Annotated in this window: 14 protein-coding genes; 8 read left to right on the plus strand and 6 right to left on the minus strand. The window is 62.2% G+C overall.

Translation table 11 applies throughout. The annotated features are described in order from the left end of the window. Together AAC126_RS14220 and AAC126_RS14225 are read right to left on the minus strand one after the other, a co-directional pair. Nucleotides 1–140 (minus strand): sigma-70 factor domain-containing protein (locus tag AAC126_RS14220; protein WP_339854455.1); only part of this gene is annotated, 140 nt, incomplete at its 3' end. Between the two features lie 159 nt (nt 141–299). Beyond that, nucleotides 300–1256, minus strand: coding sequence for an RluA family pseudouridine synthase (locus tag AAC126_RS14225; RefSeq protein WP_339854409.1), 957 nt, complete (start codon nt 1254–1256; stop codon nt 300–302). Between the two features lie 34 nt (nt 1257–1290). Between AAC126_RS14225 and AAC126_RS14230 the strand changes: the two genes are divergently transcribed. The 7 genes from AAC126_RS14230 to ettA all read left to right on the plus strand — a co-directional run bounded on the left by AAC126_RS14230 (nt 1291) and on the right by ettA (nt 7459). Continuing rightward, nucleotides 1291–1695 (plus strand): hypothetical protein, encoded by a 405-nt coding sequence (locus AAC126_RS14230; RefSeq protein ID WP_339854411.1) that lies wholly within the window; start codon nt 1291–1293, stop codon nt 1693–1695. A gap of 18 nt (nt 1696–1713) precedes the next feature. Next, entirely contained in the window at nt 1714–1908 is a 195-nt protein-coding gene (locus AAC126_RS14235) for a hypothetical protein (RefSeq protein ID WP_339854413.1), read from the plus strand. Continuing rightward, nucleotides 1905–2987 carry a low specificity L-threonine aldolase gene (locus tag AAC126_RS14240; RefSeq protein ID WP_339854414.1) on the plus strand — a complete coding sequence of 361 codons (1083 nt, stop codon included), beginning with the start codon at nt 1905–1907 and terminating at the stop codon, nt 2985–2987. Before AAC126_RS14235 ends, AAC126_RS14240 begins: the two co-directional genes overlap by 4 nt. Further along, nucleotides 2984–4213: a CoA transferase gene (locus tag AAC126_RS14245; protein WP_339854416.1), complete on the plus strand. Its 1230-nt coding sequence runs from the start codon at nt 2984–2986 to the stop codon at nt 4211–4213. The genes AAC126_RS14240 and AAC126_RS14245 overlap by 4 nt, the downstream gene beginning before the upstream one ends. Before the next feature lies 1 nt (nt 4214). Then, on the plus strand, nt 4215–5102 hold the full coding sequence (locus AAC126_RS14250; RefSeq protein WP_339854418.1) for a CoA ester lyase: 888 nt from the start codon (nt 4215–4217) through the stop codon (nt 5100–5102). Nucleotides 5103–5248: 146 nt separating this feature from the next. Continuing rightward, nucleotides 5249–5533 carry a GIY-YIG nuclease family protein gene (locus AAC126_RS14255; protein ID WP_339854420.1) on the plus strand — a complete coding sequence of 95 codons (285 nt, stop codon included), beginning with the start codon at nt 5249–5251 and terminating at the stop codon, nt 5531–5533. Nucleotides 5534–5776: 243 nt separating this feature from the next. Beyond that, a complete protein-coding gene (gene ettA / locus AAC126_RS14260) occupies nt 5777–7459 on the plus strand; it encodes an energy-dependent translational throttle protein EttA (protein ID WP_339854422.1) in 1683 nt (560 codons plus the stop codon). A gap of 88 nt (nt 7460–7547) precedes the next feature. Here the strand turns inward: ettA and AAC126_RS14265 are convergent, their stop codons facing one another. The 4 genes from AAC126_RS14265 to AAC126_RS14280 form a co-directional block, all read right to left on the minus strand. After that, nucleotides 7548–8171 (minus strand): ABC transporter substrate-binding protein, encoded by a 624-nt coding sequence (locus tag AAC126_RS14265; RefSeq protein WP_339854424.1) that lies wholly within the window; start codon nt 8169–8171, stop codon nt 7548–7550. A 14-nt stretch (nt 8172–8185) separates the two neighbouring features. Next, nucleotides 8186–9088, minus strand: a complete 903-nt coding sequence (locus AAC126_RS14270) for a VacJ family lipoprotein (protein ID WP_339854427.1) — start codon at nt 9086–9088, stop codon at nt 8186–8188. 148 nt (nt 9089–9236) lie between these two features. Further along, the gene (locus AAC126_RS14275) at nt 9237–10988 is read right to left on the minus strand and encodes a hypothetical protein (RefSeq protein ID WP_339854428.1); all 1752 of its coding nucleotides are present in this window, start codon (nt 10986–10988) and stop codon (nt 9237–9239) included. 120 nt (nt 10989–11108) lie between these two features. Then, nucleotides 11109–12029: a hypothetical protein gene (locus AAC126_RS14280; protein ID WP_339854430.1), complete on the minus strand. Its 921-nt coding sequence runs from the start codon at nt 12027–12029 to the stop codon at nt 11109–11111. 75 nt (nt 12030–12104) lie between these two features. Here AAC126_RS14280 and AAC126_RS14285 point away from each other — a divergent pair, with 75 nt between their 5' ends. Continuing rightward, on the plus strand, nt 12105–12581 hold the full coding sequence (locus AAC126_RS14285; protein WP_339854431.1) for a thioesterase family protein: 477 nt from the start codon (nt 12105–12107) through the stop codon (nt 12579–12581). Nucleotides 12582–12585: the final 4 nt, after the last annotated feature.

The raw sequence follows: 12585 nt of genomic DNA on the forward strand, positions 1-12585 counted from the left end.
GAATCGTCATGCTCACGCCAGCTTTTGGCGAGCATGTATTCCTCTTCCGGCTTCAACATCGGAAATTTGCGAATCTCCTGAAGGTACCGTGTCAGGTTACCTTCAGCCGACAGAGTCGGGACGTTGATTGCTTGTGCCATGGTTCCCCTCAATCTTTTTGACGGCCGTTCATGCGCCGTCATTGCAAGGGTAACGTCTGAACACTGTGTTCGGTTCCCCCTCACAACCTTAATTTGGGGTGTGAATGTGGACTTTTTAAGGCCTGTTTCTCATTCTATTGGACGCGCCTGGAAAATAACTTATTCAGGATTATCGCGTAATCCGTCCAGAAGCAGCACCATATCGGCCGGCAGCGGGCTCTCGAACCGAAGCATTTCGTGGCTTATCGGGTGCTCGAAGCCCAGTACCGCCGCATGCAGTGCCTGCCGGGAGAAAGTCCGGATCGGCTCCGGGTCGGATGCCTTGTTGCTGCGTCCATAGAGCGGATCGCCGATCAGCGCATGGCCGATATTGGCCAAATGGACCCGGATCTGGTGGGTCCGTCCTGTCTCGAGCCGGCATTCGACCAGCGCGGCCTTCATGCCGAACCGCTCCAGTATCTTGTAATGGGTGACGGCCGGCTTGCCGGTGGCGGTCACCGCCATTTTCTTCCGGTTGCGCTGGCTGCGGCCGATCGGCCCCTCGATCCGGTCCCTGGATTTCGTCGGCACACCGCGCACCACGGCCTGATAGCAGCGCTCGATGGTGTGGGCGGCGAACTGCACGACCAGCCCCTGATGGGCATCGTCGCTCTTGGCCACGACCATCAGCCCGCTGGTGTCCTTGTCGATCCGGTGCACGATGCCGGGCCTTTTCACTCCGCCGATCCCGGACAGGCTGCCGCCGCAATGGGCGAGCAGGGCATTGACCAGCGTGCCGTCCCAGCTTCCCGGTGCCGGATGCACGACCAGTCCGGCCTGCTTGTTGACGACGATCAGGTCGTCATCCTCATAGACCACGGAGAGCGGAATTTCCTCGGCTTCGGGCTCTGCCGGTTCCGGTGGCGGAATATCGACACGATAGGTCTGGCCCGGTTTGACCGTTCCCGAGGGGTCGGTTATCGTCGCGTCTCCGCAGCTGACGCGGCCTTCCAGGATGAGATTTTTCAACCGACTCCGGGACAGGTTCGGGATGTCCGGCATCTCTGCCAGACGACCGGCGAGCCAGCGGTCAATGCGGTCGATATTCTCTTCCCGTGCGTCGGCGTCGCCGGACACGATCTCTATCTGAAATTTTTCTGAAGCAGGATCCATGGCGGCGAACCTACCCGATAGCGATGAAAACAAAAAGCAGGCAGAACCGGGCTGGCTTCTGCCCGCGAAAATCGCCGTCGTGATGATGGGGGTGATGATCCTCGGCGGCCTCGGCGTGATTGCCTATACGGTGGCCACCCGGCTCGGCGGAGATGGCGGAAAACCTGCGCCGGCGGCGCCTGTGGCCGCGCCGGAAGCCCCGGCAGCGCTGCCGGTCCAGACCGGTTTCGGGAACGTTCAGGTGACGATCCCGAAAGGCGCCCGGCCCGGCCCGGCCCAGTTCGACGATGGCCGCATGATCCTGCAGATGACCCTCGCCGACGGACGTATCCGTCTGCTGATTCTCGATCTTGGGTCCGGCACGGAGCTCGGCACCATCGATCTGGCACCAACAGAAGACTAGAAAACAGGGAGCGTAAGCATGACCCCATGGAACTCCGAGACCCTCCGGGTCGTCATCCCGGACGGCGCGACGGTCGGCCCGGCGCAGTATCATGATGGCAAGATGATCGTGCAGGTCAGCAGCCCGGATGAGGTGATCCGCCTGATCGTCGTCGATCTGGAAACCGGGACACCTTACGGCAGCGTGGCAATGATTCCGGAAAGCAAGGCATGAACACGAATCCCAATACCTGGAACGTCAATTTCGCCAGCGACAACGTCGCCGGTGCGGCACCGGAAATCATGGCCGCTCTGCAGGAAGCCTCGACCGGTTTCGCCATGCCCTACGGCAATGACGATCTGACGGAGATCTTTCGACGCCGCGCCGCCGAGATTTTCGAGACGGACCTGATCGCCCATCCCGTTGCGACCGGAACCGCCGCCAACTCGCTGGCGCTGTCGGTGCTGTCCCCGCCCTATGGCGTGGTCTTCTGCCATGAAGGCGCGCATATCGAGGAAGACGAGTGCGCGGCGCCGGAATTCTATATCGGCGGCGGCAAGCTGACTCTGCTGGCAGGCGAGAACGGCAAATTCACCGCCGACACGCTGGCGAAAAAACTCGGTGATCCGAGCGCGGCCTCGGCGGTGCACCACGCCAAACCGGCGGCGGTCAGCATCTCCCAGCTGACGGAGAAGGGCACGGCCTACAGTCTGGACGAGATCCGGGCCATCGCCGATGTCGCCCATGCGCACGGCCTTAAGTTGCATATGGACGGCGCCCGGTTCACCAATGCGATGCTCGGCCTCGGCTGTTCGCCCGCCGAGGCAACATGGAAGGCCGGAGTGGACGCTCTTTCCTTCGGGGCTACCAAGAACGGCGCTTTCGCGGCCGAGGCTGTGATCTTCTTCGACCCGCAAGCGGTCAAGGACTTCGAATTCCGGCGCAAGCGCGGCGGCCATCTGTTCTCCAAGATGCGCTTTCTGTCGGCCCAGCTTGCCGCCTATCTCGAGAATGACAACTGGCTGCGCTACGCCGGGACCGCGAACGATGCCGCCCGCCGCCTCACGGACGGGCTGACGGCTCTGCCCGGCGTGGAGCTGCTGCACGTGGTCGAAGGCAACGAGATCTTCGCCCGGATATCCGGGCCGGTGCATCAGGCGCTGCGCTCCGCCGGATGCCAGTATTACGCTTTCGGTGAAGCGGATGACGGCAGTGTGGGCATTCGTCTCGTCACCGCATTCAATACGACCGAAGCCGATACGGATCATTTTCTGAAAGCGGCCCGCGCCGGTGCCGGGGAGGCCGCAGCATGAGCACCGCCGGACGGTATCCAGAAAGCGATTACAAGAGCGACGCCAAGCTGCCGCTGGACGGCGTGCGGGTGCTCGATCTCTCCCGGCTCGTTGCCGGCAATATGGTCACGCACGTGCTGGCCGATTACGGCGCCGAGGTGATCAAGATCGAGCGGCCGGGCTTCGGCGACGATCTGCGCAACTGGCGGACCGAGGGGGTGGCGACGCACTGGAAGGTCTATTGCCGCAACAAGAAGAGCATCACGCTCGATCTGCGGAAGCCGGAAGGCAAGGCACTGTTCCTGAAGCTGGTCGAGACAGCAGACGCCATCGTGGAGAACTTCAAGCCGGGCACCCTTGAGGACTGGGGTCTCGGGCCTGACGTTCTGCAGGGCTTGAACCCGAAACTGACGCTGGTCCGCGTCTCCGGCTGGGGGCAGACCGGCCCATGGAAGCACAAACCCGGCTTCGGCTCGCTGGTGGAAGCGATGAGCGGCTTTGCCGCGCTGAACGGTTTCGGCGACCGGCCGCCGGTGCTGCCGCCGCTGGCTTTGGCGGACATGATTGCGGGCCTTTATGGGGCATTCTCGGTCATGGTGGCGTTGCGTAATGTCGAGGTGTCGGGCGGCAAGGGCCAGAGCATCGATCTCTCCCTGTTCGAGCCGATCCACGCCATTCTCGGCCCGGAAGCGGCGAATTACGCGCTCAGCGGCAAGGTGCCAGAGCGCACCGGGAGCCGCTCCAACCTGACCGCCCCGCGCAATACCTACCGCTGCAAGGACGGCAAATATGTGGCTCTGTCCGGCTCCATCCAGGCCATGGCGGAGCGGCTGTTCCGCACCATCGGCCGGCCGGAGCTGATCGACGATCCGCGCTTCAAAACCAATTCCGACCGGGTGAAGCATAACGACATTCTGGACCCGATCATCGCCGACTATATGGGTGAACGGACCCAGGCCGAATGCCTTGCCATCTTCGAGGAAGCGGGCGTGACGGTCGGCCCCGTCGCTGATGTCGCCCAGCTTGCGGATGACGATTACATGGAAGGCCGTGGCGTGGTCGAGAGCTTCCCGGATGCGGAGACCGGCAGCCTGCCGATGCATGCGGTCATCCCGCGCATGTCCGACACGCCGGGGGGCGTGCGCAGCCCGGCGCCGGAGCTTGGTCAGCACAATGACGAGATCTGGTCCGCGCTTGGTTTTGATGCGGCCGAACAGGCAAAACTGACCGACGCAGGAGTGATCTGACATGGCTGGCCCTCTCCCTCTCTGGCGCTCGCTGCTCTATGTGCCCGTCACCAACCAGCGCTTTGTCGAGAAAGCCTCGGCGCGCGGCGCGGACGTCATCAAGCTCGATCTTGAAGACAGCATCCCGCCGGCGGAAAAGCCTGCCGCACGGGCGGCCCTGCGCGACGCGGCGCAGGTGATCTCCAATGCGGGCACCGAAGTGCTGGTCCGGATCAACCGGCCCTGGCGCATGACCATTCTGGATCTCGAAGCCGCCATCTGGCCGGAAGTCTCCGGCCTGTGTCTGCCGAAGCTGGAGAGCGCGGATCATCTTGCGTTCATTGACGAGACGGTGGAGGAGCTGGAGCGCGAGCGCGGCATGCAGGTCGGGAGCATCTGCTTCATGGGCCTGATCGAAACCCCGCGCGGTCTCAACAATGTGCGCGAGATCGCCAAGGCCAGCCCGCGCCTCAAGGGCCTGTCCCTTGGCCAGGAAGACTATTCTGCCGCCCTCGGCATGCCCGGCCTTGGCCCGGAGGACCTGCTGGAAGACATGCGCCTGGTCCAGCGCGCCGCCCGCGAGGCGGAGATCCTGCCGCTCGGCTATGCCGGCTCCATCGCGGAGATCACCGACATGGACGCCTTCCGGGCCAGCGCCCAACGCGCCCGCGCCCTCGGAATGGAAGGCGCCTCCTGTGTCCACCCGGCCCAGGTGCCGATCCTGAACGCCGTGTTCAGCCCGACCGAAGACGAGGTGGAAACGGCGGACGCCATGGTCGCCGCCTATGACGACGCCATGGCCGAAGGCCTCGGCGCGGTGAGCTTTCGCGGCAAGATGATCGATGTGCCGGTGGTGGAGCGGGCAAGACGCGTGCTGGTGCTGCGCGACCGGATCGCGGGGAGGGGATAGGGCCCACCCCGTCGTTTCCCGGACTTGATCCGGGACCTTCCGGCGAAAGGCACCACCTTCCTCTTCCAGATGCCACCCCACGATCAAAAAGGTCCCGGATCAAGTCCGGGAAAAAAAAACGCGAGCATGCCTCCCATAACCGGGGCATGCGCCCGTTCGTCTACATCCTCGCCAGCAAACCGCATGGCGTCCTCTATACCGGGGTCACGTCCGATCTGCCCCGGCGCATGGCCGAGCACAGGAGCGGCGCCATCGCCGGTTTCACCAGGCACTACAATGTGCATGTCCTGGTCTATTTCGAGCCGCACCAGAGCATGGAGGAAGCACGCTGCCGGGAATATCAGGTGAAGCGCTGGAGGAGACGCTGGAAGGTCGAAATGATCGAACGGCATAACCCTGAATGGCGCGACAGGTTCGAAGAGCTGTTTTGAAGGACTCCCCTTAGCCTTTTCCCGGACTTGATCCGGGACCTTTTCGATCATAAATCACCCCTCGCCATTGGCGGATCAGGGGATGTCACCCTTCGCCGGAAGGTCCCGGATCAAGTCCGGGAAAGGGCTGTGGGGCGGTCCCGTGCACCCCGTCATCCAGCCCGCCGCAAGCGGCCCATTGCCGCCGGGCCTGCACTTGGCTACAACTCTGGCCTCATTCTCATACTTCATAGGAGCGTCGCCTTGGCTGCGTACCAGTACATTTACGTGATGAAAGGTCTGAGCAAGACCTGGCCCGGCGGGCGCGAGGTTTTGAAGAACATTCATCTGTCCTTCCTGCCCGGCGCCAAGATCGGCGTGCTCGGCGGGAACGGCGCGGGTAAGTCCACGCTGCTGAAGATCATGGCCGGCGTCGATACGGAATTCGTGGGCGAGGCCTGGGCCGCCGATGGCATCAAGATCGGCTATCTGGCGCAGGAGCCGGAGCTGAATGCCGACAAGGACGTGCATGGCAACGTCATGGAAGGCATGGGCGAGACGAAGGATCTGCTTGATCGCTTCAACGAGGTCAGCGCCAGGTTCGGCGAGGAAATGACCGACGATCAGATGAACGACCTGCTGGCCGAGCAGGGCGAGCTGCAGGAGAAGATCGACGCCGCCGACGCCTGGGATCTGGACCGCAAGGTCGAGATCGCCATGGACGCGCTGCGGCTGCCGCCGGGCGATGCGGACGTGACCAAGCTGTCGGGCGGTGAACGCCGCCGGGTGGCGCTCTGCAAGCTGCTGCTCTCCACACCGGACATGCTGCTGCTCGATGAGCCGACCAACCATCTGGACGCCGAATCCGTCGCCTGGTTGCAGCGCTTCCTGCATGACTTCCCGGGCACCGTCGTGACCGTGACCCATGATCGCTACTTCCTGGATGAAGTGGCGGGCTGGATTCTGGAAGTCGACCGGGGCCGGGGCATTCCCTACGAGGGGAACTATACCGGCTGGCTGGAACAGAAGCAGAAGCGTATGGAGCAGGAAGGCCGGGCGGAGGATGCCCGCCAGCGTTCCTTGAACCAGGAGCTGGAATGGGTCCGGCAGTCGCCGCGTGCCCGTCAGGCGAAGAGCAAGGCGCGTCTCAATGCCTATGAGGAGCTGCTGGCGAAGAGCGAGGAGAAGAGTACCGACACGGCTCAGATCGTCATCCCGGCCGGCCCGCGCCTCGGCGGTCAGGTGATCGAGGCCGATCATCTGAACAAGGGCTTTGGCGACCGGCTGCTGATCGACGATCTGTCCTTCAAGCTGCCGCCGGGCGGCATTGTTGGCGTGATCGGCCCGAACGGCGCCGGTAAGACCACGCTGTTCCGGATGATCACCGGTCAGGAGAGCGCCGACAGCGGCACCTTCACGGTCGGCGAGACAGTTGTGCTCGGTTATATCGACCAGTCCCGCGACTCGCTCGACGCGAAGAAAACCGTCTGGGAGGAAATCTCCGACGGGCTGGACGAGATCGATCTGGGCAAGCGGAAGATGCAGAGCCGGGCCTATTGCGGGCTGTTCAACTTCCGTGGCGCCGACCAGCAGAAGAAAGTTGGCCAGCTATCGGGCGGTGAGCGGAACCGGGTGCATCTGGCGAAGATGCTGAAATCCGGCGCCAACCTGCTGATGCTCGATGAGCCGACCAACGATCTCGACGTCGACACGCTCCGGGCGCTGGAAGAGGCGCTGCTGGAATTTGCCGGTTGCGCCGTGGTCATCACCCATGACCGCTGGTTTCTCGACCGGATCGCGACCCACATCCTCGCCTTCGAGGGCGACAGCCATGTCGAGTGGTTCGAGGGCAACTACCAGGCTTATGAAGAAGACAAGAAGTCCCGGCTGGGCTCCGATGCGGTTGAGCCGCACCGGATCAAGTACAAGCCGATCGCGCGTACCTGAGCCGCCGTCGGGAAGAGAAAACATCCTGAAATGAAAAACGCCGGCTTCGAGCCGGCGTTTTTTATGAGCGATTATCTGAAGCGCAGGATCAGGTGCGTTTGCGCAGTCCTTCGAGGATCTTTTCCATGCGTGCCAGCAGGGGATCGATCTTGCCGCCGTTGCTTTCGATCACGGAGGTATATTCGTTGCGCTGGGTGATACCCATGCTGATGCCCTCGATCACCACATCGACGATCTTGAATGTCTCGCCATCCTTGATCAGCCGCCAGTCGACCAGCACATTGCCCTGGGGATTCACGGGATCGATGATCTCGCTTTTCACCACGGTATAGCGGCCGTTTTCGCCGTTACCGGTGACTTCGAACTTCTGTCCCGAATAATTGTCGAACTGGTTCGTGTAGGTGAAGACGAGGCTCTCCTCGAAGAGCTTCAGGTAGGTTTCCCGCTGTTCCGGGCTGGCCCGGGGCCAGTTCCGGCCAAGGACGAACTGGCCGATCCAGTTAAGATCGAAATGCTCGTTCAGAAGGGCGCGGAATTTTTCCCGGCGGGCCTCGCCGACGATTTCCTTGTCGGTCACCAGCGCAAGCGCCGCTTCACCGAGATTGTCTACGAACTTTTCCGCGGCAGCCCCTTTGTCATCGGCAGCCGCCGGTGCCAGAGGCACGGCGATACAGATGAAAAGCAGGAAAATCGCGCGATGTAGCTGGGTCATCGTGATCGCCTGACTCAATTGGATTTAGCCGGAAGCGCGCCGGTAACGGAACGCGGCCGGTCTGTGGGCGAGAAATCCTCGAATTCCTTGCTGCCGTCTGCCGCCAGAGCGGAATCCGGAACTTTACCGTTGTGGATCACGGCTTCGCGGCGTTGCAGATAGATCGACCGCAAACGGGCGTAATAGTCGACGGAGGAAGCCTTGAGCTCGTTGATCTGATCGAAATTGCGGGCGCGGAAGTCAACGGCGCTGGTGCCGTTACGGGCGATGGCAATCGCATTCCGGGCGCCCGGCCCGCTGACGATGTAGGTCAGCGGATCGAAGAAAATATCGACAACGCGGCCGACCAGATCCCGGCCGTTCGACGGGCCGAGGAGGGGAAGCACGAGATACGGGCCGCCATCGACGCCGTGATAGCCGAGGGTCTGGCCGAAATCTTCATTGCGGTAGCCCCAGTCCTGGCCGTGTCCCCAGTCGATCAGGCCGACTGTGAGGCCGTTAACGAAAAGCTGGCGGGTGGCATTGCCGGCATTGTCCGTGTCGCCCTGCAGCAGGCTGTTGGCGATCACCACCGGCGAGCGCAACCAGCGCAGGAAATTGCGGACCATGTCCTGTATCGGATCGGGCAGCGCGGTCTTGTAGACGAAGGCCGTCGGCTGCAGCACGAAAGTATCAACCGTTTCGTTCATTGCGAAGAACACGCGGTTGACCGGCTCAATCGGGTCATAAACCTGAGGGCCTGATCCTGGTTCCTGAGGCTGAGTCGCACATCCGGCAAGGATGGTCAGCACCAAAAAAACACCGGCGGTCCGGTGAATACGAGATAGAAAAGTCATAAATTTCAACCCGTTACCTGCGCGTTTCAGCCAACAACCGCCTCTTGATCCGAAGCTCGCCCTTGCACATGCAAAGGGCATTCCACGGATCAGATACCCTTATCGTCGAGGATAAGCTGGTACCACAGAGGTTTAAGCAAGGCCAAGGCCTCACAATTTACCCACGATTTCTTGCGGCGGCCATGTTGCAAAAATATCGCGTTCCCTGTTCATGTTACCCCGCCGGAAATCACCTGATCCGCCGGGCCAAAGCGAAGGCCCGGCGATACCATTCGATGGTGCCGACGGCTTTGTAAAGCCGCCCTGCCTGAATCGTGAAAGCGGCGGCCGTCGCATTGTCCACATTGATGGAAAGCAGGCCGATCATCAGGAGAGAATCGGCTTCGCTGATGTGGTCGGCGGCCTGCCGGAACAGTCCGCGCCCTTCCGCGTAAGCCTGTTGCGCCTGTTGCAGCCGGCCGAGTTGCGATTCCAGATCCCCGATAGCGCGCAAGGCCGCGCCTTCAAGGCCGATTTCATTCAATCCCCGATACATTGTCCGGGCCTGGGCGAATGTCACCCGGCCCCGGTCGGGATTTTCCATCAGCAGGTCGATCTGGCCCAGATCCATCAGGGTTTGGGCCGCATCGCGGGCGCCGCCGGCGTTTTTATAATGGTTCTGGGCTTCCTTCATCGCCTCGCGGGCACCGCGGGAATTGCCCTTCTGCATTTCGACCCGCCCCTTGCCCTTCAGCGCGTCTGCCAGGATCGCCAGCGTCTTGGAGCTTTTCGAGAGCTGAATCGCCCGGTCGAAATTCATCCGGGCATCCTCGAGCCTGCCGGTCATGCGCTCCATCTCGCCAAGCCCGATGAGCAGGCGGGCTTCCAGGGTGCCATCCTTCGATTCGGCGAGCATGGTGCGAGCAATGCCGCCGTGGGACCGGGCGATCTCGAACCGGATCGGGGCCCGTCTGATATCTCCGCGTCCGGCCAGCATCGGGCTGTTGCCGATCCGCCGGGCCGCGTCGCGAAACCGGTCGGCGGCTTCAAGGGCGGAGGCCTGCGCATTCGGGGCCCGGCCGAGGCGGCGCTGGATATCGGTCATGGCAAGACGAACGGTTGCCTCGCCAAGAAAATCGCCCGTGCGGCGATAGAGTGTGAGGGCGCGTTCCAGGCGGTTCTGGGCTTCGGCCGAGCGTCTCTTTTGCCGGTCGATCTCCGCCCGGCAATAAAGCGCGTGCGCTTCGCCATTGCGGTCCCCGACCTGGCTGAAGAGGAAATGCGCATGGTCGAATGTGGCGGCCGCTTCCTCCGCCTTGGTCAGGATCATGGAAGCTTCCGCCGAGCCGAGCGCCGCGTTGGCTTCGCCGAACCGGCTGTTTTCCTCGGCGTATAGCTTGCTTGCCTCCTCGAAGGCCTGTCGCGCGCCATCCGCGCTTTTCCGGTGAATGAGGAGGTAGCCCTGTTGCAGCAGGGCATTGGCCATTCCGGTCCGGCTCTTGGCCCCGCTTGCCGTATTGTAGGCGGCTTCGAATTTTTTCGAGGCCTCGTCAGGGTGATCGCGGGCGCGCTCGAGTTTTCCGAGGCTGATCATGCATTCGATCGCACCCTCCGGGTCCTTGGCCTCCTTGAACAGGCCCTCGGCCTCATGAAAGTTCTCACGAGCCTCTGTGTTGAGGCTGTGTAACCGGAACCCTTCACCCTGTGCCCAGAGCCGCCCGGCCATGGCGCCGGGGCCAGTGCTGAGAGTGCCGCCCGAGCGCATCGCCTGGACGCCGCCGCCACGCTTGATGTCGCGGGAAACCACCCAATCCGCGATCAGGGTGCAGATCCCGAAAACGCTGATCGTCGCGGCAACCAGATGCTGGTAGTTCTCGGCTTTTCCAAGGGTGAAAAAGTAGCTTGCGAGCACGCCGATGCCGGTCAGGGCGATGACCGTCAATCGCCTTTGCCAGAGGCCGAGGCGGCCCCGCCGTTTTGCCCGTGTGATCGCAGAACGCAAATGCGTTCTCCTTATATTTGACTGACGAGGCGTTTACCGCGTTATCAGCAAACCAATTAAATAATGCTAATTCGTTAATCCTATGGGATGCCCGAGACTACTTATGTGGGTGGCTTCAGCCTAATCCGACAGTTTTTGGTAAATCGGCTTCAGCAGTACCGGCAGTATATAGATCGGAAACTGCACAGCCGCAAAAAACAGGAATGCTTCAGGCCCAAGCGCGGAGCCGGCGGCGGCCATGAACAACGCCATGTTGCGGTTTCCGGAGGACAGGGCAACAGAGAGCTGGTTCTGGCGGTCTGTCCAGAAGAACGCCAGCCCGCCCAACAGCTGCAGGGCAAGGCTGCCGGCAAAGGCCGCACCGGTATAGATGAGAACCGTTGCCGGGTCGGTCATCAGCCAGTCCAGCACGCCATCCATGACCGAAATGGCGAAAATCAGCATCAGCAGAACGGCAATGCCGTCGAGCAGGGCGGCTTTTTCGCGCAAAACCTCGGTGCCGACTTTGCGGCGGATGATGGTCGCGGCAAGGGCGCATCCGGCGATCATCAATGCCAGTTTCAAAGTCAGCGCGCCGGCGCTCAGCTCAACCTCGATGCCGATCAGCCAGAACAGAAGGCCGGGCAGAATGAACGGGAAGACGAAGGTCGAGACCACCATCAGGAACAGCGCTGCCGCCGAATCGATGCCGATGATGAGGGCGATGACGGGAACCGTGACCAGGGGCGGGCTGCCGCTCCAGATCAGCATCGGTGTGGCCAGTTCCAAGGGCACGTCGAAAAAGACGAGCGCGGCATACATCAGGCAGGGCGTGGCGATCAGCACCCAGAGGAGGGCGACCAGATGCGTGCCTGCCCGCCGGCTGGTCCGGCCGAGCGAGGAGGCGTCGGTCCGGGTCATGGCGACGGTGAGCATGACCAGGACGGTCGGTGAGAGCAGGGGCTTTGCCACGGCAGCCAGATCCGGCAGGGCAAGGCCGATAAAAACGCCGAGCGCCATGACCAGCGCCGCGCGCCGTCCGAGATATTGTAAGAGCCTCACCGCTGAACTTCCGTTTGTGTGCCTTGGCGGGACAAAACAATTGCCGCTAATGTCGGCCCTATGGAACAGGCTGATTTGAACAAGTGTTTCGCTTCCGGCGAATTGACGGTCCTGCCGGAATGGGTCGACTATAACGGTCACATGAATGTCGGCTACTATGTCGTTGCTTTTGACAAGGCAACCGACGTCTTGCTGGACCATCTGGCTCTTGGTTCACTCTACCGCCATGAACATGACGCCTCCGTCTTCGTGCTGGAGGCGCATGTGACCTACGATCGCGAGGTGGGGCCCGGTGACGGGCTCCGCTTCACCACGCAAATCCTCGATCACGATGCGAAGCGGATGCACGTGCTTCACCGGATGTACCACGCGGCCGAAGGGTATCTGGCCGCGACGAATGAGTTGATGATGATGCATGTTGACCTGCTGACCCGGCGCCCGGCGCCTTTCCCCGAGGATGCACTGGACAGGATCGCGGCGGTGCGGCGGGAACATGATGCGCTGCCCCGCCCGGAAGCGGCGGGCCGCGTGATTGGTATCAGGAGGTCTTAGCCGG

The sequence above is a fragment of the uncultured Nisaea sp. genome, assembly GCF_963974195.1.
In the GTDB taxonomy this organism is placed as follows: domain Bacteria; phylum Pseudomonadota; class Alphaproteobacteria; order Thalassobaculales; family Thalassobaculaceae; genus Nisaea.